At 66.4% G+C, this 18,299-nt stretch carries 15 protein-coding genes and 1 tRNA gene; 8 read left to right on the top strand and 8 right to left on the bottom strand.

The genetic code is table 11. From position 1 onward, the window contains the following. Positions 1–64: 64 nt before the first annotated feature. From LDL21_RS21390 to LDL21_RS21380, 3 genes are read left to right on the top strand one after another with little or no spacing between them, the layout of a single operon-like run. Positions 65–679 (top strand): NADPH-dependent FMN reductase, encoded by a 615-nt coding sequence (locus LDL21_RS21390; protein WP_225281512.1) that lies wholly within the window; start codon positions 65–67, stop codon positions 677–679. A gap of 5 nt (positions 680–684) precedes the next feature. Further along, a complete protein-coding gene (locus LDL21_RS21385) occupies positions 685–2,148 on the top strand; it encodes a DHA2 family efflux MFS transporter permease subunit (protein WP_225281511.1) in 1,464 nt (487 codons plus the stop codon). A gap of 53 nt (positions 2,149–2,201) precedes the next feature. Then, positions 2,202–2,651: a hypothetical protein gene (locus LDL21_RS21380; RefSeq protein WP_225281510.1), complete on the top strand. Its 450-nt coding sequence runs from the start codon at positions 2,202–2,204 to the stop codon at positions 2,649–2,651. Between the two features lie 20 nt (positions 2,652–2,671). Here the strand turns inward: LDL21_RS21380 and LDL21_RS21375 are convergent. Next, a tRNA-Gly gene (locus LDL21_RS21375) sits at positions 2,672–2,742 on the bottom strand. Positions 2,743–2,841: 99 nt separating this feature from the next. Here LDL21_RS21375 and dcd point away from each other — a divergent pair. Then, positions 2,842–3,441: a dCTP deaminase gene (dcd, locus tag LDL21_RS21370; protein ID WP_067497111.1), complete on the top strand. Its 600-nt coding sequence runs from the start codon at positions 2,842–2,844 to the stop codon at positions 3,439–3,441. On the opposite strand, the gene LDL21_RS21365 is transcribed toward dcd, so the two are convergent. Then, positions 3,360–3,866, bottom strand: a complete 507-nt coding sequence (locus LDL21_RS21365) for a hypothetical protein (RefSeq protein WP_225281509.1) — start codon at positions 3,864–3,866, stop codon at positions 3,360–3,362. The two genes, dcd and LDL21_RS21365, sit on opposite strands and share 82 nt — an antisense overlap. Before the next feature lie 203 nt (positions 3,867–4,069). On the opposite strand from LDL21_RS21365, the gene LDL21_RS21360 reads away from it, so the two are divergent. The 3 genes from LDL21_RS21360 (at position 4,070) to LDL21_RS21350 (ending at position 8,334) form a co-directional block, all read left to right on the top strand. Next, positions 4,070–5,329 (top strand): NsdA family TPR-like regulatory protein, encoded by a 1,260-nt coding sequence (locus LDL21_RS21360; protein WP_225281508.1) that lies wholly within the window; start codon positions 4,070–4,072, stop codon positions 5,327–5,329. 24 nt (positions 5,330–5,353) lie between these two features. Beyond that, positions 5,354–6,607 (top strand): pyridoxal phosphate-dependent aminotransferase, encoded by a 1,254-nt coding sequence (locus tag LDL21_RS21355; protein ID WP_067643759.1) that lies wholly within the window; start codon positions 5,354–5,356, stop codon positions 6,605–6,607. Positions 6,608–7,059: 452 nt separating this feature from the next. Beyond that, positions 7,060–8,334 (top strand): YibE/F family protein, encoded by a 1,275-nt coding sequence (locus LDL21_RS21350; protein ID WP_225281507.1) that lies wholly within the window; start codon positions 7,060–7,062, stop codon positions 8,332–8,334. 1 nt (position 8,335) lies between these two features. On the opposite strand, the gene LDL21_RS21345 is transcribed toward LDL21_RS21350, so the two are convergent. From LDL21_RS21345 to LDL21_RS21320, 6 genes are all read right to left on the bottom strand, one after another. Continuing rightward, entirely contained in the window at positions 8,336–9,673 is a 1,338-nt protein-coding gene (locus tag LDL21_RS21345; RefSeq protein WP_225281506.1) for a DUF7159 family protein, read from the bottom strand. A 67-nt stretch (positions 9,674–9,740) separates the two neighbouring features. Beyond that, positions 9,741–11,063 (bottom strand): UDP-glucose dehydrogenase family protein, encoded by a 1,323-nt coding sequence (locus tag LDL21_RS21340; RefSeq protein WP_225281505.1) that lies wholly within the window; start codon positions 11,061–11,063, stop codon positions 9,741–9,743. A gap of 178 nt (positions 11,064–11,241) precedes the next feature. After that, entirely contained in the window at positions 11,242–11,940 is a 699-nt protein-coding gene (locus LDL21_RS21335; RefSeq protein WP_225281504.1) for a hypothetical protein, read from the bottom strand. A gap of 700 nt (positions 11,941–12,640) precedes the next feature. Beyond that, positions 12,641–13,039, bottom strand: coding sequence for a PIN domain nuclease (locus LDL21_RS21330; protein WP_225281503.1), 399 nt, complete (start codon positions 13,037–13,039; stop codon positions 12,641–12,643). Between the two features lie 11 nt (positions 13,040–13,050). Further along, positions 13,051–13,251, bottom strand: a complete 201-nt coding sequence (locus LDL21_RS21325; RefSeq protein ID WP_225281502.1) for a type II toxin-antitoxin system VapB family antitoxin — start codon at positions 13,249–13,251, stop codon at positions 13,051–13,053. A gap of 117 nt (positions 13,252–13,368) precedes the next feature. Then, positions 13,369–16,629, bottom strand: a complete 3,261-nt coding sequence (locus tag LDL21_RS21320; RefSeq protein ID WP_225281501.1) for a (Fe-S)-binding protein — start codon at positions 16,627–16,629, stop codon at positions 13,369–13,371. A 675-nt stretch (positions 16,630–17,304) separates the two neighbouring features. On the opposite strand from LDL21_RS21320, the gene LDL21_RS21315 reads away from it, so the two are divergent. Beyond that, positions 17,305–18,294: a ParB N-terminal domain-containing protein gene (locus LDL21_RS21315; protein WP_225281500.1), complete on the top strand. Its 990-nt coding sequence runs from the start codon at positions 17,305–17,307 to the stop codon at positions 18,292–18,294. The last annotated feature ends 5 nt before the right edge of the window (positions 18,295–18,299 follow it).

The raw sequence follows: 18,299 nt of genomic DNA, 5'->3' as shown, positions 1-18,299 counted from the left end.
TTGGTTGAGGTTGGAGGCTGTGGGCAGCGCCAAGGCTGGTGCGATAGTCCAGAGGAGGGGCCTCATGAGCAACCACGTCGATATCGAAGGGTCGCAGGACGGGGCGGTCCCGGCTCCGTTGCGGGTTGCGGTAGTCATCGGCAGTACACGGGAGGGTCGGTTCGGCACGACCATTGCGGACTGGTTTGTCGGTCGGCTGCGGCGCCACGACACTCTCGAGGTCGAGATCGTCGATACCCGGGAGGTCGCACTGTCGCACTCGTTCGGTGCGGTCACCGATCACCCGTCACGGGCCGAGGCCACCGAAACGCTCACCCGTGCTGACGCTTTCGTGGTGGTGACGCCGGAGTACAACCACAGCTACCCGGGTGCGCTGAAGAATCTGATCGACGAACATCATGTCGAATGGCAGGCCAAGCCGGTGGGATTCGTTTCCTACGGTGGGATCTCCGGTGGGCTGCGGGCGGTGGAACATCTGCGGCCGGTCTTCGCCGAACTGCACGCGGTCACCATTCGCGACACTGTCAGCTTCGCGAATCCGTGGCGTCGATTCGATGACGCGGGTGAGCTGGCCGATTCGTCCGACGCGGTTACCGCCACCAAGGCGATGCTGAAGCAATTGACCTGGTGGGGTGAGGCACTGCGTGCCGCCCGTGCCGCCAACCCGTACGGGGCGTGAGGGCCGTGACCACTACCGCGAAGGCTGCCGCGTCGTCCGTCGTCGCTCGCAACCCGATGACGATCGCCCTGGTGCTGGTGCTCGGCACCATCATGGCCACGCTGGACCAGACCATCGTCAATGTCTCGATCAACACGTTGTCCGCGGAATTCGACGCGGGCCTGAACACCATCCAGTGGGTGGCGACCGGCTATTCGCTCGCGCTCGGTGCCGTGGTGCCCGCCTCGGCGTGGCTGGTCGGCCGGTTCGGCGCCAAACGGCTGTACCTGACCGCGGTCGCCGCGTTCGCGATCGGTTCGGTGCTGGCGGGTCTGGCCTGGAACATGGAGTCGCTCATCGCTTTCCGGGTCGTGCAGGGCGCCAGTGGCGGGCTGCTCATGCCGGTCGCGATGACGATCCTGCTGCGCGCGGCCGGGCCGGATGGGCTCGGCCGGTTGATGAGCACCCTTGGTCTGGCCATTCTGGTCGGTCCGCTGCTCGGTCCCGTGATCGGCGGCTACCTGATCGATGAGGTGTCGTGGCGGTGGATGTTCTTCATCAACCTGCCGATGGGTGTGCTGGTGCTGGTCCTGGCAGCCCGGATCGTGCCCGACGATGTGCCGGAACCGCGGCACGCACTCGACCTACCCGGACTCCTGTTGATGTCGCCCGGCCTGGCCCTGCTGATCTACGGGGTGACCGCGGCCGGTGAGCAGGCCGGATTCGCCACGCCCGCGGTGCTCGTCCCGCTGCTGGCTGGGGCCGTGCTCATCGCCGCCTTCGTCCGCCGGTCCCTGACCATCGAGGATCCGCTGCTGAACCTGCGGGTCCTCGGCAACCGGATCAGCGGCCCTGCTGCGCTGCTGCTCGCGCTGTTCGCAGCCGGCTACTTCGGTTCGATGCTGTTGCTGCCCTTGTATTTCCAAGTGGTCCGTGGCGAATCGGCACTGATGGCAGGCGCCCTGGGTATCCCGTTCGCGCTGGCCTCCGGTCTCACCATGCAGGTGGCGGGCCGATTGATCGATCGGATTCCGCCCGGCCGCTACCTACCGCTGTCGATCACGGTGGCGCTCATCGGTTTCGTGTCGTTCATCGTCCAACTGGACGCGGACGCGCCGTACTGGGCACTCGGCGCGAGCATGCTGCTGATGGGCGCCGGTGGCGGCGGCACCATGATGCCGGTCATGACCACCGCGACCCGGTCGCTGAGCCGCGCCGACCAGCCTGCGGGATCGACGGTGCTGAACATGATCAGCACCACCGCCCTTGCGGTCGGCACCGCGGTCTCCTCGGTGACCCTCGGCGCACTCCTCCCGGTGACCGGCGGCTTGCAAGCCCTGCACGACATGGCTCCGGTCCAGCGCGCCGAGCTCGCTCCCGCCCTGGCCGAAGCGTTCCAGCACACCTACCTGATCGCTCCGGTCATGATCGCGCTCGCATTGATTCCGGCCTTGCTGCTACCGCGCCGATCGGATGGTAGGGGTCGCTGATTTTGCTGGATCAGGGTGTGCAGTAGGCAGATCCGTACGATTACCATGCCGTCATGTCGTCATCGAGCGTCTGGGCGCGCGTCTTCTCCGGGCTCGGGGCCTGTGTCGCTGCTGTTCTGGTGTTGGTCTACTCGTTCCTGCTGATGGTCGAAGGTATGCCCGACGAGGAGGTTTCGGCGGGTAGTCATGCCCTGCTCGTCACCAAGGTGGTCGTCGCGGTTTTCGCGGGTGTGGCGTTGGTCGTCGGTGCCGCGAGTGGGTGGAGGTGGGCGATCTTCGGCGGTTGTTTGTTGTTCGCCGCCGATTTCGCACTCTGGCTCGTTTGGTACTCGGGAGTTTTCAGGCTGCCGAGCTACGAGCACCCCGAGCCCGGCCCGGTCGCGCAGCCACCGGTGTTCTGGCTCGTGCTGATCACCGTCTGGGGCGTGTTCCCTGGCTTGCTCGCGGCGCTCGCGTGGCGAGGGCGGCACAAAAAAGCCTCCCCGCGTCCAGGGCTGGCCTGAGTTCGCGGGGAGGCGGGGAGAGCCGATGACGGGAATCGAACCCGCGCTACCTGCTTGGGAAGCAGGAGTTCTACCATTGAACTACATCGGCAGTTGTGCGATCGCGACTCTATCAGAACTGGCGTGCGGGGATGCAAGTCTTCGGGGGCTCGGTCGGGTGGTGGGGGCGTCACCTGCTTAAACTGGGCCGGTGCTGCTCTCCGATCGTGACATTCGCGCCGAGATCGCCGCTGGGCGGCTCGGGGTCGAGCCGATGCTCGAGTCGATGGTCCAGCCGTCGAGTATCGATGTTCGGCTCGACGGCCTGTTCCGGGTGTTCGACAACAGCCGGTACACCCATATCGATCCGGCCCAGCAGCAGGACGAGCTGACCAGTCTGGTCGAGCCGAAGCCGGGGGAGCCGTTCGTGCTGCATCCGGGGGAGTTCGTGCTCGGGTCGACACTGGAGATGTGCACTTTGCCCGACGACCTGGCCGGGCGGTTGGAGGGCAAGTCGAGTCTGGGCAGGCTCGGGTTGCTCACGCATTCGACGGCGGGGTTCATCGACCCGGGGTTCAGCGGGCACATCACGCTCGAGCTGTCGAATGTGGCGAACCTGCCGATCACCCTGTGGCCGGGGATGAAGATCGGGCAGTTGTGCCTGATCCGGTTGACGAGCCCGGCCGAGCATCCGTACGGGAGTGCGGCGGCCGGGTCGAAGTATCAGGGTCAGCGGGGGCCGACGCCGTCGCGGTCGTACCTGAATTTTCCCCTGTCGCCCGATTCGCTCAACGCGGTCGAGACGCGCTGAGGACCGACTTCCAGAGCGATCCGCAGCACCTTCGTGAGCGGCGGGAACACGTCGCCGGGGCACGGCGGGCGCACCCAGTGACAGCCCTCGCGGCTCCAGCGGCCGAGGCTGGTCGGCAGCATCACGGCGCTGCCGATGCCCGGTACGTCGATATCGAGGCCCGACAGTTCGGCGGCGAGATCGTCGGTGGGTCTGGCATCGGGTGTGGCGAGCACGCTCCAGCGGATCTGACGGGCGAGCACCGGGCCCTCCGTTCGTTGCTCGTGTAGCACCGCGAACACCTTCTCGGCACGCGCGGTCGGCAGATGGACCACACACAGCCGATCGGTGATCGGCAACATCACGAAGCCACCACGCTCGCGCACGGGCAGCCCGAATTCGCGCTGGTAGCAACGCACCCAGTCATCGACAGTCCTGGCTTCCACCCCTCCAGGATCGCCCCTCACGGCGGTCGGTGACCACTGCCCCGCACCGCCCTTTCGCTGCCTCAGGCAACCGATTCGGCGAACATGTGGTGTGTCTCACTGTCGCGCTCGTACTCTGGAAGGTGTTGTCCATCGGATGAGGTGACGTCGTGGTCGGGGAGTGGACGGGTAGAGAGGCCAGAGCTCTTCGCGATGCCAAACGAATGAGCATCCGGGAGTTCGCGGCTCATCTGGGCGTGCACGAACGGCTGGTGTCGAAATGGGAAGCCGGTGGGGCGCGGGTGAAGCCGCGACCGGTGAACCAGGCGGCACTCGATACGTCGCTGGCCCGCTCCGACGAGGTGGTCCGCGCCAGATTCACGGCGCTGCTCGCCCCGGCGGGCGAGACCGACCTGCTCGCCTTCGTCGACGCGGGGGTAAGCAAAAGCGCTGTGCCCGAGTTGATGTCGGAGAGGGAGTTGATCATGGCGGCTGCGCACGAGGCCAGCGAACACGCGGCCGCCGCGGAGAGCACCAATGTCGGACCGACCACGTTGGCCCAGCTCGATGCCGACGTGCGACGGATCGCCACCGAATACGTCTATGCCGCACCGGCTCCCATGATGGTGGAGATGTTGCGGGTGCGGCGGCGGGTGTACCGACTGCTCGACGGACAGCAGAAGCCGGTGGACACCTCGCACCTGTATTTACTGGCGGGCACGCTGTCCGGCTTGCTCGCCAACGCGAGCACCGACCTCGGCTATCTCGATGCCGCGGGCGAACAGATCAGGGCCGCTTGGGCTTACGCCGAACTCAGCGGGCACAACGGGTTACGGGCCTGGACGCGCGGCATGCACGCGCTGATCGAGAACTGGTCGGACCGTCCATGCAACGCCGTCCAATTAGCCCGTGGTGGACAGGAATTCGCACCGGGTGGGCTGGCGCGTGTGCGATTGCTCAATATCGAGGCACGGGTGTGGGCGCGGCTGGGCAACGACTCCGAGACCGACCGATGCCTGCGCGCGGCCGAGTCGGTCGATCCGGACCGGCGCGAGGAGCTGCACGACGAGATCGGCGGGGTGTTCGGCTTCCCGACGGCCAAGGCCGCCTATTACGCGGGCGCCACCTGCATCCAGCTCGGCCGCGCCGAGCAGGCGCTCGCGGCCACCGAACGCGCGATCGCGCTGTACTCGAGCGGGCCGCCGCTGCAGCGCTCCTACGGTGCCGAGTCGCTGGCGCGCGTCGACAATGCGGCCGCGCACCTCATCAACGGGAGTATCGACGGCGCGGCCGACGCCCTGCGTCCGGTGCTCGGCCTCCCGGAGGACCGGCGCATCGCTCAGCTGGGCGAACGGCTGGTCGGTCTGCGCCGCCGAATCGCCGCCCCTAACTACCGCAATGCGGTCGAAGCGCGCGGGCTCGACGAGCGCATCGAGGAGTTCTGCCTGGAAACGGCGGCTCAGGCGGGCAAACCCCGGCTGTGAATGTTGTCGGCAACCATCCCTAACATGGGGTGGGTGAGTCCACAGCATCCGCATGTCGCCCCGCGCGTCCTCGAGCAGTCGAAGAAACTGCAGGACGTGGTCTACGAGATCCGTGGGCCGGTACACGCGCAGGCAGCACGCCTGGAGGCCGAGGGCCATCGCATCCTCAAGCTCAACATCGGCAACCCGGCCCCGTTCGGGTTCGAGGCGCCCGATGTGATCATGCGCGACATGATCGCGGCGCTGCCGTACGCGCAGGGGTACTCCGAGTCCAAGGGGATTCTGTCGGCGCGACGCGCGATCGTCACCCGCTACGAGCTGGTGCCGGGCTTCCCTGAGCTCGACGTGGACGACGTCTACCTGGGCAACGGCGTGTCGGAGCTGATCACCGTCACCATGCAGGCGCTGCTCGACAACGGCGACGAGGTGCTGATCCCGGCGCCGGACTACCCGCTGTGGACCGCCATGACCAGCCTCGCCGGCGGCACCCCGGTGCACTACCTGTGCGACGAGGAGAACGGCTGGCAGCCCGATATCGCCGATATCGAATCGAAGATCACCGACCGCACCAAGGCGCTGCTGGTGATCAACCCGAACAACCCGACGGGCGCGGTGTACTCGGCGGAGGTGCTGCAGCAGATCGTCGACCTGGCGCGCAAGCATCGGTTGCTGCTGCTCGCCGACGAGATCTACGACAAGATCCTCTACGACGACGCCAAGCACATCTCGCTGGCCTCGCTGGCTCCGGACCTGCTGTGCCTGACGTTCAACGGCCTGTCCAAGGCTTATCGGGTGGCCGGGTACCGCTCGGGCTGGCTGGCGATCACCGGGCCCAAGGACCACGCGGCCGGGTTCCTCGAGGGGATCGATCTGCTCGCCTCGTCCCGGCTGTGCCCGAATGTGCCCGCTCAGCACGCTATTCAGGTAGCGCTGGGCGGCCATCAGAGCATCGAGGACCTGATCCTGCCTGGCGGGCGGTTGCTCGAGCAGCGCGATGTGGCGTGGGAGCGGCTGAACATGATCCCCGGCGTGTCGTGTGTGAAGCCGCGTGGCGCGCTGTACGCCTTCCCCCGTCTGGATCCGAATGTGCACGAGATCCACGACGACGGGAAGCTTGTGCTCGATCTGTTGTTACAAGAGAAGATCCTCATGGTGCAGGGCACGGGCTTCAACTGGCCCGCCACCGATCACCTGCGGATCGTGACATTGCCGTGGGCACGGGACTTGGCCGTGGCGATCGAAAGGTTCGGTAACTTCTTGTCCAGTTACCGACAGTGAGTGTCACAGTGTCAGGGGCCTTGACGGGGACGGCATAGGGTTAGACCGGCTGAAACCAACTCGGGGTTGGGAAATCTCGGGATTTTGAAGATGCACTAGCGCAAAAGTCCAAGTTTTGTGTACAGTGGGCATCGGCGCTTCGGCGCCCCGGCCCGGTCGTCTACCCCCCCTGGACGACCGAGAGCCCTAGGTACGAGCGCCTACCCCCCTGGGCGCCTGCCTGACGGGCGGCGGAGACAACCCCCTGCTCTCCGCCGCCCTGTACCTTTCCGCCTCCCCGCGAATTTGGGCCGGATTCACGCGCGGGGTTTCTTTGCGTTGGCGGCCAGACTTGCGTTGTTGGTGCTGGTAGCCCGTGCCCGGTGAGTTACCCATGTTCTTGCGAGATCTGGGGTTGCGTTCTACGGCTGCGTGAGTCGTTCTTGAAAACGGATTCCCTTAAGCTCTCTCGGGTGAGCGATCATCATCACCATCATCACCACGATCATTCGGGGCCCATCGCTATCGGGGCTACCGCGGCCAAGGTTGTTGTCGGGCTGTTGGCGGTTATCGGGGTGGCGGTGTTGATTGCTACCGCGCTGTTGTGGCCGAGTAAGCCCGAGATCGATATTCCCGCGCCGATGGGGACCGTCAGCGGTGGGGCGGTGCAGACCGAGGCGGGGACTGTCGTCATGCAGGAGGTGGGGCTGTGTGGGAGTCCCTCGCACGGGAAGGCGTTTCCCGACAAGCCGGTGCAGCCGCAGGTGGGGTACTCGTGTCAGCGCAGCATCATCGACATCCGGTCGGGGCCCGACAAAGGTAAGAAGACGCTGTTCGAAATCGCGCCGGGGCCGGGGCAGCCCGATCTGCGGGTGGGCGACGAGATCCGGATCGTGCGGGCCGCCGACCCGAGCGGCGGGACCATCTACGGGTTCGAGGACTACTCGCGCGGGTTGCCGCTGACATTGATCGTGATCGCGTTCGTCGCGGTGATCTGCATCGTCGCGCGGTGGCGTGGCTTCCGGGCGCTCGTCGGGTTGTGTTTCGCCTTCGGCGTCGTGGTGATCTTCCTGCTGCCCGCGCTGCTCGACGGAAAACCGGCGATCCCGGTCGCGCTCGTGTCGGGAGCGCTCATCCTCTACGTGGTGCTCTACCTCGCGCACGGACTGAATCTGCGGACCAGTTCGGCCTTGCTCGGCACGCTGGCATCGATGCTCGTGGCGGCGGGGTTGTCGTGGCTGACGTTGAAGGTCACCCACCTCACCGGGCTGTCCGAAGAACAGAACACCAATGTGGCCACCTACATCCAGCACGTCAGCATCACCGGGCTGCTGCTCGCGGGATTCATCATCGGCTCGCTCGGCGTGCTCAACGACGTCACCATCACCCAGGCCTCGGCCGCGTTCGAACTCGCCGCCCTCGACGAAGGGGCCTCGCGGCGCGAGATCTTCACCGCCGCCATGCGCGTGGGACGCGACCACATCGCCAGCACCGTCTACACCCTCGTGCTCGCCTACGCCGGTGGCGCGCTACCGCTGCTGCTGTTGTTCAGCGTGGCAGGGCGATCCATCACCGACGTGCTCACCGGTGACGCCGTCGCCATCGAGATCACCCGATCCGCGGTCGGCGGTATCGCCCTCGCCCTGTCGGTCCCGTTGACCACCGGCATCGCGGTGCTGCTCGCCCGGCCCTTCGGGGCGCAGAAGGCGACCGTCGCGCCGCCACGCGCCCGGCACGCCAGGAACTGAACTACCGCCCGGGCGGCGGCATACCGGGCAGCACCACCGGCGGCAACGTCGGCACGATGATCGGCGGCAGGCCCGGCATCACGGTGAAGGTGTTGGGGCCCTGCGTCGGTGCCGGTTCCTCCGTCGGGGTATTCGGCGGCAGCTGGACGGGCGGAGCCGCCACTGTGCCGTGCACCGCTTCGGTGGTAGACGGCGGCGCCGTGGTCGGTACGGTCGGGCGCGGCGTCGAACTGGCCGGTACTGCCTGCGAACCGTCGCTGGAATTACCGCTCTCGAGCACTTCGGGGCCGTAGCCGAGGCCGATACCGATCGCCGCGACCACCGCCAGCGAACTGACCGTGAGCACCGCGCCGTTCAACTCCCGGCGATTGTGCCCGCGACCGGTCAGGGCGGCGAGCGGGCGCCTGCCACGGGTCGGGGCGGTGAGCCAGGCGGGCGTCACCTCGTCGAGCTGCTCGATGGGTGCGATCGGCGCCGCGACCGGCGCCTGTGCGACCTGCGCGGGCCTGGCCAGCAGCGCGGCACCGCGCGCCAACGCGGTCTCCGGCTCGAGCGGGACCATCACCGGCACCCCGATCGTGCGCTCGAGCACCCGCGCGATCAGCGGAATCCGGGCCCCGCCACCGATCACCAGCACCGCCTGCACCGGGTGCTGGGCCCGGATGATGACATCGCGGGTCATCCGCGCCGACGACTCGATCGCCAGCATCATCAGCGCTTCGAAGTTCTCCTGGGTGAGCAGCACCAGCCCCTGCTCGCTCGGCAACGCCACCGCATTGCTGCTCGACAGCTGCTCCTTGGCCGCCCGGCACAACGCGTCGAGCGCGGCCAGGCCGGCCGGATCGGCGGGGTGGGCGATGCGGCCCGACGCGATCTGCTGCTCGCGGATCAGCGAATCGAGGTAGTCACCGCTGATGTCGCTGATGCGTTCACACTGGCGCACATCACTGGTTCGCGCGTCGACCACGCTCACCGTGAGACCGGAACTGCCCAGGTCGTAGACGGCCAGCGTGGAAACTTCACGCAGGTCGGCGGTGGCGTGCGCGAAATGCACGGCGGCAACGGCTTCGGGAATCAGCTGGTAGTTGGTGAGCTGCCTGCGGGCCATGGCGGCGCGGATGGCACGAGCCTGCGGTTCGCTGCGGAAGGTGACGGTGGTCGCCGCGACCTCGGGGCCCGCGGCGAGGGTGGCGGCGATCGCGTCGGCCGCCGATTCTTCCGCGTGTTGTTCGGGGACCGGAAGGGTATGCACCTGAAAGGAATTCGGTGCGCCACCGGGCTGCGGGCGCGCCAGGCGCACCGTCGCCGCTCCGACGGAAACTCCCAAAACCGCACTCATCAGCTGCCCATCTCGTTGCACGACATGCGGAGCCTGCACAACCTGCCAGCCCCCGCCCGCCGTAACTCTACGGGGTGCCGAGTCCGGCGTACACCCACCCGGCATCACGCCAGGCGTGACGATCCAGACAATTGCGACCATCGATGATCGAGCGGGAACGTACCACCGGTTCCAGATCGGCGGGCGTCAAATCCGTGAATTCATTCCATTCGGTAAGGACCAGAACTACATCGGCGCGATCACACGCCTCGGCGACGGATGTCGCGTAGTTCAGAGTGGGGAAGACGCGACGCGAATTCTCCACCGCTTTCGGGTCGTACACGGTGACCACGGCGCCGTGCAGCTGGATCATCCCGGCCACGTTGAGCGCGGGCGAATCGCGCACGTCATCGGACTCCGGCTTGAACGCCGCGCCGAGGACGGCGACGTTCGCGCCGAGCAGGGAGCCGCCGCAGGCGCGGGCGGCCATGTCGACCACTTTGGTGCGGCGGCGCATATTGATGTTGTCGACCTCGCGCAAGAATGCGACCGCATGATCGGCGCCGAGTTCGCCCGAGCGGGCCATGAAAGCGCGAATGTCCTTCGGTAAGCAGCCGCCGCCGAAACCCAGCCCGGCATTGAGGAATCGACGGCCGATGCGTGCGTCGTAACCGAGCGCATCGGCGAGCATCGTGACATCGGCGCCCGTTGCCTCACAGACTTCGGAAACAGCGTTGATGAACGAAATCTTTGTGGCCAGAAAGGCATTCGCCGAAACTTTCACCAATTCCGCGGTGGCCAAATCGGTGAGCAGGAAAGGGATTTCGGCATCGATGAGATCGGCGTAGATGTCGCGAATGTGTTGTTCGACCCAATCGGCGCGCTCGCGGGTGCGGTCGAGGCCGAGGACGAGGCGGTCGGGACGCAAGGTGTCCTGCACTGCGAAGCCCTCACGCAGGAACTCGGGGTTCCAGGCCACCTCCACGTCGATGTCGGTGAGTGCGCGAGCCCGGATGCCGAGGGCGGCAGCGGTTCCCACCGGGACGGTCGACTTGCCGACGATCATCGCCGGACGTTCCAGCATCGGGACGAGGGTGTCGACCACGGCGTGCACGTACTTCAGGTCGGCGCCGTACTCGCCCTTCTTCTGCGGTGTGCCGACACCGAGGAAGTGGACATCGGCGTGCGCGGCCGCGTCCTCGTAGTCGGTGGTGAACCGCAGCCTGCCCGCCGCGAGGTTGCGTTGCAGCACCTCGTCGAGCCCCGGTTCGTAGAACGGCACCACCCCGTCGGCCAGTTTGGCCACCTTGCCGGGGTCGACATCGACCCCGACCACATCGTGCCCCAGCTCGGCCATACACGCTGCGTGCGTGGCCCCCAGGTACCCCGTTCCGAAGACTGTGCATCGCATACTCTCGTTGGTAAGCGGCGCGCGTGGCTACGCCGCGTCAGCGAGGCAAGGGCGGGCGCAACATCTGGTGTACAGGGGGGAACGTGAGTTCGTCCCGCCGTTGTATGGGGCTTCTACCTGCGGTGATATGTCGCTGCTGTGTGCATGGTTCGGTTCGTGGGCGTGCATCGAGCAGTGGCTAGCTCGGTTTGTGGTGCTCGGCCAGGAGCTTGATGAGGGTCATGACCAAGCCGAGGTTGCGGATCTCGTCCAGTCCGATCAGGGGGATGGACTTTCGAGAGCGGGTGTAGCACCAGAGCATGCCGTCGGCCGCGGTCGCTTTCACAAGGTCGGACCAGGCCCGTGACTTCGAGCCCACCTGCAGCTCGGTGGCGCTGATCGCGATCTTGTGGAAGTCCAGCGTCTTGCCGCGCTGTAGGTCGGCCCAGGCATCGGGGAGCTGGGTGCGGGCGATGCCTGCCTGCACCTCGGGTCCCCACACGCCTTCGAAGACGAACGGGGCGCCGCGCTGGATATCGGTGACGCGTCGACCCTCGAGGCGCGGGGTGGTGACGTGGGCGCCGCGACCGATCGCGAACGCGCGGCGGTCGTCTCCGACGAGCACCCATCTGCTGTCGGTGAGACCGCCGTTGATGGAGCGGTTGTAGTTCCAGACCGAGGTCGAGCGCCAGGCGAAGGCGGTGGGTGGGTGGTCGCCGGTGAAGGCCAGACCGTCCTCGTAGACGTAGAGGCGGGCGTTGTTCAGGCGGGTGAATACCCAGCGTTGATACGGGCCGAAGACCTCACGCAGCGCACCCAGGTTGTGTTGTGCCGCAAGCTCTTCGATCGCGGCTGGTGTTGCTTCGCGGTTTTGTATGCCGCGCAGCTCTGTTCCCACGGATTCCCCCCGGTGTCACCAATGCTGTTGTTCAGCACGATGTTTGATCCTGTGGCACAACCTATCCGGGATCCGGCCGCTCGGCCAGTGGTGTTGCCTCGGTCGGGTGGGTGCTCGGTCGATGTTGCTCGAGGCGGGGTCAGCCGGGCTCGGTGACCGGATGGGGGCCTACCATCGGCGGATGCGCCGCAAAGTGGTGGTGGGTTGTGTGGTCGCCGTGGTGTTGTTCGGGGTGGTGCTGTGGCCGGTGTACGGGCGGCCGCAGACGGATGAGCCGCGGCGTGCGGATGCGATTCTGGTGCTCGGTGGGGCGCATGACGGGCGTGAAGAGGTCGGGTTGCGGTTGGCCGCAGAGGGATTCGCGCCGCGGGTGTTGATATCGGATCCGTATGAGCGCAGTGCGATGGTGAATCGGATCTGCCACGGGGGTTACTCGTTCGAGGTGATCTGTTTCGATCCGAGTCCGCGGACCACACTCGCGAAGGCCGCGCCCTCGCCCGTCTCGGTGCCGACTGGGATCGCGTCATCGTCATCACCTTCACACCCCACGTCTCCCGCGCCCGCTACATCCTCGGCGAATGCTGGCCCGGCGAACTCCTCTTCGTCGACCCACAACCCCACCTATCGCCCGCCCGCTGGGCCTGGGACTATGTCTACCAATCCGCGGGCTACGTCAAGGCCTGGTTCGCCGACTGCTGACTCAACTGGTCGACAGCCGGTGATGCGGCTGACCTGTTACCTCGGCGATCGTCTGATAGTCGTTGTCCACATGCATCACGATCGCTCCGTGGACCTCCGCTGTCGCTGCGATGATCAAGTCGGGGATAGGAATTCGATGTGCACCACGTTCGGCCAGCAGACCTTGCACGGCAAGTGCGCGATCCATTACTTCCTCGGTGACCGGCAGCCATACCAGCGACTTCTGCAGGCCGATCCGTTCGTTGTAATCGGACAACGTTCGCGCCGAATACCCGATCTCGAGGGCGGTGAGATGGCATGCCGCGACAAGTGCTCCCGGCGTGCTTGTGGCAGCGTGGAAATCCGCTGCCGCTGCGGGGTCCCGGAGGACCCACTCGAAGGCGGACTTGTCCGCCAGCATGAACATCGTCCTCAGCGCCAGGCCCCCTGCATTCCCTCCGGTGACAAGTCGGTGCCGGTATCACGCAGATGCTGGAGCATCTTCGCCACGGCACGTCGGTTCGCGACCTCGCGTAGTGCGGCGTTGACCGTCGCCACCTTGGTCTTCGTCCCCAACTCTTCTGCGGCCAGGCTCAAGGCATGGTCGTCGATGTCGATCAAGGTTCGGGACATACAGCAACCTCCAGATATCAAAACTCTCACTTCGATGATATCAGGGCCTGGCAGTGCCCCGTAAACAGCAGTGAGGCGCGGATTCTTGGAATCCGCGCCTCACTGGGTGTTCAGTTGTCAGTTCTTGCGGCCGGGAGCCTTTGCTCCGGACTTGAAGCCGAGGCCGCCGGGCTTGGCGGTCGGCGGGGCCACCGGTGGGGTGCCGTTGCCGTTGGAAGGTGTGGGCTCGGAGGCCGTGTCTTCCTGGGCGGTGGGCTCAGCCGGGGCTTCCGGTTCGGCGGGGGCCGCTGCCGGTTCCGCGGGCTTCGGGGCGCCGGGGGCCTTGGGGCCGGGGCGCTTGAAGCCGGACTTCATGGCGAGGCCCTTGGCGGCGACGGTCGGCTTGGTTTCAGTGGGGGCCGAAACCGATTCGGCAGCAGGGGCTTCGGGAGTCGCTGCGGACTCGGTCGAGGGGTCCGCGGCCGGCTCGGCGGGGGCCGCTGCCGATTCCGCGGGCTTCGGGGCGCCCGGAGCCTTGGGGCCGGGGCGCTTGAAGCCGGACTTCATCGCGAGGCCCTTGGCGGCGACCGTGGGCTTGGTCTCCGTGGCAGCAGCTTCGGCGGGAGCTTCCGCGGCCGGAGCCGCATCAGCAGCCGCATCGGCGGCCGGGGCGGCAGGAGCCTTGGCGCCGGGCGCCTTCGCACCGCCCTTCATGCCGAGTCCGCCACCGGGTGCCTTGGCGCCACCCTTCATACCGAGACCCTTGACCGGGGGAGCGGTGGTCTCGGGGGCCGATTCGGCGGCCGGAGCTTCGGCAGCGGGCGCCTTCGCACCCGGAGCCTTCGCGCCGCCCTTCATACCGAGTCCGCCACCGGGCGCCTTCGCCCCGCCCTTCATACCGAGACCCTTGGCGGGCGCGGCCGGGGCCGACTCCGCTTCGGCGGCAGGGGCCTTCGCGCCGGGCGCCTTGGCGGCACCCTTCATGCCGAGACCGCCACCGGGAGCCTTCGCGGCACCCTTCATACCCAGGCCACCACCGGGGGCCTTGGCAGCGCCCTTCATGCCGAGTCCGCCACCAGCCGGTGCGGCCTTGGGGGCTGCTTCGGCGGGAGCCTCGGCGACCGGCTCGGGCTCGGCTTCGGGCTCCGGCTCGGGTTCGGCCTTCGGCTCCTGGACGACGAGCAGGTTGGCCGACAGCTCGGCGGCATCGATGCGGGTGATCGAGTCGAGCATCAGCTGCGACACGTCGACCACCTCGACGCCCTCACCCTGGCCCTGCTCCTGACGCGCGGTGACGCCGTCGTTGAGCATGACGCGGCAGAACGGGCAACCCGTGGCGATCTTGGTCGGGTTGGTGGACAGCGCCTCGTCGACACGGTCGACGTTGATGCGCTTACCGAGCTGCTCCTCCATCCACATGCGGGCGCCACCGGCACCACAGCACATGGAACGTTCGCCGTGGCGCGGCATCTCGACCAGGGTCGAACCGGAGGCTTCCATCAGCTCACGCGGCGCGTTGTAGATCTTGTTGTGGCGACCCAGGTAGCAGGGGTCGTGGTAGGTGATGTTCTGCGACACCGTGGCCACCGGAACCAGCTTCTTCTGCCGCACCAGGCGGTTCAGCAGCTGGGTGTGGTGCACGACCTCGTAGGTGCCACCGACCTGCGGGTACTCGTTGTTGAGCGCGTTGAAGCAGTGCGCACAGGTGACGACGATCTTCTTCTTGGACTGCTCGACACCCTCGAACACCGAGTTGATGACCTCGATGTTCTGCATCGCGAGCTGCTGGAACAGGAACTCGTTGCCCGCGCGGCGAGCCGAGTCACCGGTGCAGGTCTCCTCGGCGCCGAGCACCATGAACTTGGTGCCCGCGGTGGCGAGGAGCTCGGCGACGGCCTTGGTGGTCTTCTTGGCGCGGTCCTCGTAGGCGCCGGCGCAACCGACCCAGAACAGGTACTCGTAGCCGTCGAAGCTGTCGGCGTCCTTACCGAAGACCGGGATGTCGAAGTCGACTTCCTTGATCCAGTTCAGGCGGTCCTTGGAGTTCTGGCCCCACGGGTTGCCCTTGTTCTCGAGGTTCTTGAACAGACCGGCCAGCTCGGAGGGGAACTCCGACTCGATCAGCACCTGGTAGCGGCGCATGTCGATGATGTGGTCGACGTGCTCGATGTCGACGGGGCACTGCTCCACGCAGGCACCACAGGTGGTGCAGCTCCACAGCACCTCGGGGTCGATCACACCGTGCACGTCCTCGCCGCCGACGAGCGGGCGCTCTGCCTCGGTGCGGGCTTCCTCGGCGATCGCGGCGAGCTTGGCCTCGTCGGGCTTGCCTTCGGCGTCGACCAGACCGATCTCGTCGCCGCCCATGTCCTTGCGGCCGCCGGCCAGCAGGTAGGGCGCCTTGGCGTAACCGTGGTCGCGCAGCGACATGATGAGCAGCTTGGGCGAGAGCGGCTTACCGGTGTTCCAGGCGGGGCACTGCGACTGGCAGCGGCCACACTCGGTGCAGGTGGTGAAGTCCAGCCAGCCCTTCCAGGAGAAGTCCTCCATCTTGCCCGCGCCGAGGATGTCGGTGTCGGGGTCGACGTTCTCGATGGTCAGGACCTTGCCGTCCGACATCATCGGCTTGGCTGCGCCGAGGGCGACGCCGCCGTCGGCCTCACGCTTGAAGTAGATGTTGGGGAACGCGGCGAAACGGTGCCAGGCGACGCCCCAGTTGACGTTGCGGCTCACGACGACGACCCAGACCAGCGCGGCCATCAGCTTGAAGAAGGCGAAAACCGACACCGCTTCCGCGCTGGCGGGCAGCACCGAGGCGATGTGCATGCTGACGAAGTCGCTGCTGGCGTGGGATTCGCCGGTGTAGGCCAGGACGAGGGACTTCGCGCCGAGCATGCTGATGCCCTCGACGAGCACGATGAGCTCGACGAAGTAGGCGGCGAAGAAGTTGGAGCCGGAGAAGCGCGACTGCCGTGCGGGCACGCGGGGGTGGTTCAGCTGACGGATGACGATCAGCACGATCGCACCGATGATGGTGCCGAGGGCGAGCAGTTCGTCGAGCAGGTGGTAGACGAAGGTGTTACCGACCAGCGGCCAGGTGAACGTGGGGCTGAAGATCTGCCCCTGCGCCTGGAAGACCGTGACGAAGCCGAGCATGAAGCCGACCATGACGAGCCAGTGCGCCCAGCCTACGGTCCGGAACTTCACCATGCGCGTGTGCGCGGCGAACTCTTTGATCATGGTGGCGAACCGCGGCACGAACGGAGTGAACCGGTCGGGGGCGGGCTGCCCGAGCATGATCGTCCGAGCCATCTTCCGGATGGCGAGGCCGAACCCGATCCACGCGGGGACACCGACCAGAATGGAGATGATGCCCAACGTCAAAGATATGGGGCTCATGCTGTGGCCTTTCGTTCACGAAGCGACGCGGTGCCGCTCGTCCCAGGTCGCATCATAGTACGGTCCAAGTTACCCGCCAGTAGGGGTAGGGATTCTATGTTACCGGTGGGTAGCTTCGATGTCTTCCCGGAGCTGGGAATCATCCTAACGTTGCAGTTCAGGGGTTGATTTGGCGCCTGGCCGTTGCGGCCTGTTCCGGGATCGCCGCGGGCGGGCCCGCGTGTCGATGGGGCTTGCGCGGCGGCGGGTGCGACAGCCGGGGCCTCGTGCGCCGGGGCCCGATGCTGGGCGGCGATGTGAAACAAGATGGAATTAATCTATCGTCCAGTTTGTTCGGTCCGTGGAAATAATTCCCAGCGAATTCACATTCTCACCTGAGCGGGCTCACGGCTGTGAGTTGCATAGACCATTCTATTCTCGGCGCGCCGGCTGGGCGGATCGTGACTTCGGGGCATGAACATGCTTGTCCAACTGTGGGTTTCACCAGTTGGACACCGTCAGGTCGGTTCGTTACCGGCCGGTCGGGCAGGGCGCCGCACGCCCCTGACCGGCGCGGCGACCCGGGCGAGGGTCTCGGATCGAACACTTGCCCGAATTGGCTCACTGCGATATTTTTTTACGCGGCTCTTGATCTTGATATCGATGCACAGCTTGAAAGACTGGGGGGCTTGATAGGTGAATCGCCCGCTGAAATCCAACCGGGTAAAACAGTCTGTGGAAATCGCCTCGCTCGTCATGGCGGGCTCCCCCAGATTCGAGGGGGAGGACCCCGCTCATATCGAGCGGCTGGTCGAGGCGGAATGGCCTTTGCCGCCCATTCTCGTCCATCGTCCGACGAATAGGATCATCGACGGATTTCACCGGACGAGCGCGGCGCTACGCAAAGGCCTTACGCACATCGACGCGTATATGGTCGAAGGTTCCGAAGAATTGGCGTTCATTCTCGGGGTACAAGAGAATGTGCGGCACGGCCTGCCGTTGTCGCTGGCCGATCGCCGAGCTGCGGCGGAACGCATCATCCTTTCCCATCCGCACTGGTCGAATCGGTCGATCGCCACCGCTGCGGGGCTCTCCGCGAAAACCGTGGCCTCGATCAGAAGCGGTACCGGCGATACGTCGCAAGCGAGTCATCGGCTCGGCAGTGACGGCAGGCTCCGGCCGGTCGACACGAATTCGGCGCGCAAAACGGCCGCCGAACTCCTGCTGGCCCGCCCCGATGCCTCGCTGCGTTCCATCGCACGTGAAGTCGGCCTCTCGCCGTCGACCGTCCGCGACGTCCGTGCCCGGCTGGAAAGCGGCATGGGCCCGCTCGTCCAGCCCGACGACGCCAGGACCCCGGCGCCCGGCGGACCGGCGGAGAACGACCGCCTGGCGCCGACACCGCACAAGAAGCAGGTGGACCTCGACGCCCTGCTCGCCGTGCTCTCCCGCGACCCGGCGCTACGGATGAGCGTCGGCGGGCGCGAATTGCTGCGGTGGCTGCATCAGCACGCGGTGAACGCGGGTGACGCCGAGAAGATCGTCGAATTCGTGCGACCCCATTCCTCCTACCATGTGATCGAACTCGCCAATCAATGCGCGGCCAATTGGGCGAATATTGCCCAGGCCCTGCAAGCCGCTTCCGATAATGCGTACGGTAATTCGCCGGACGCCCGTTCGGCCTGAATTTC

Source organism: Nocardia rosealba, assembly GCF_020216065.1.
Taxonomy (GTDB): domain Bacteria; phylum Actinomycetota; class Actinomycetes; order Mycobacteriales; family Mycobacteriaceae; genus Nocardia; species Nocardia rosealba.
The sequence above is the reverse complement of the archived record's forward strand: the minus strand, read 5'-3'. Positions and strand labels throughout refer to the sequence as shown.

Coding starts and splice junctions, on each gene's coding strand:
- LDL21_RS21355 (WP_067643759.1), top strand. CDS start 5,354: ATGGGGTGGGTGAGTCCACAGCATCCGCATGTCGCCCCGCGCGTCCTC.
- LDL21_RS21320 (WP_225281501.1), bottom strand. CDS start 16,629: ATGAGCCCCATATCTTTGACGTTGGGCATCATCTCCATTCTGGTCGGT.
- LDL21_RS21380 (WP_225281510.1), top strand. CDS start 2,202: ATGTCGTCATCGAGCGTCTGGGCGCGCGTCTTCTCCGGGCTCGGGGCC.
- LDL21_RS21360 (WP_225281508.1), top strand. CDS start 4,070: ATGAGCATCCGGGAGTTCGCGGCTCATCTGGGCGTGCACGAACGGCTG.
- LDL21_RS21345 (WP_225281506.1), bottom strand. CDS start 9,673: ATGAGTGCGGTTTTGGGAGTTTCCGTCGGAGCGGCGACGGTGCGCCTG.
- LDL21_RS21340 (WP_225281505.1), bottom strand. CDS start 11,063: ATGCGATGCACAGTCTTCGGAACGGGGTACCTGGGGGCCACGCACGCA.
- LDL21_RS21330 (WP_225281503.1), bottom strand. CDS start 13,039: ATGCTGGCGGACAAGTCCGCCTTCGAGTGGGTCCTCCGGGACCCCGCA.
- LDL21_RS21390 (WP_225281512.1), top strand. CDS start 65: ATGAGCAACCACGTCGATATCGAAGGGTCGCAGGACGGGGCGGTCCCG.
- LDL21_RS21325 (WP_225281502.1), bottom strand. CDS start 13,251: ATGTCCCGAACCTTGATCGACATCGACGACCATGCCTTGAGCCTGGCC.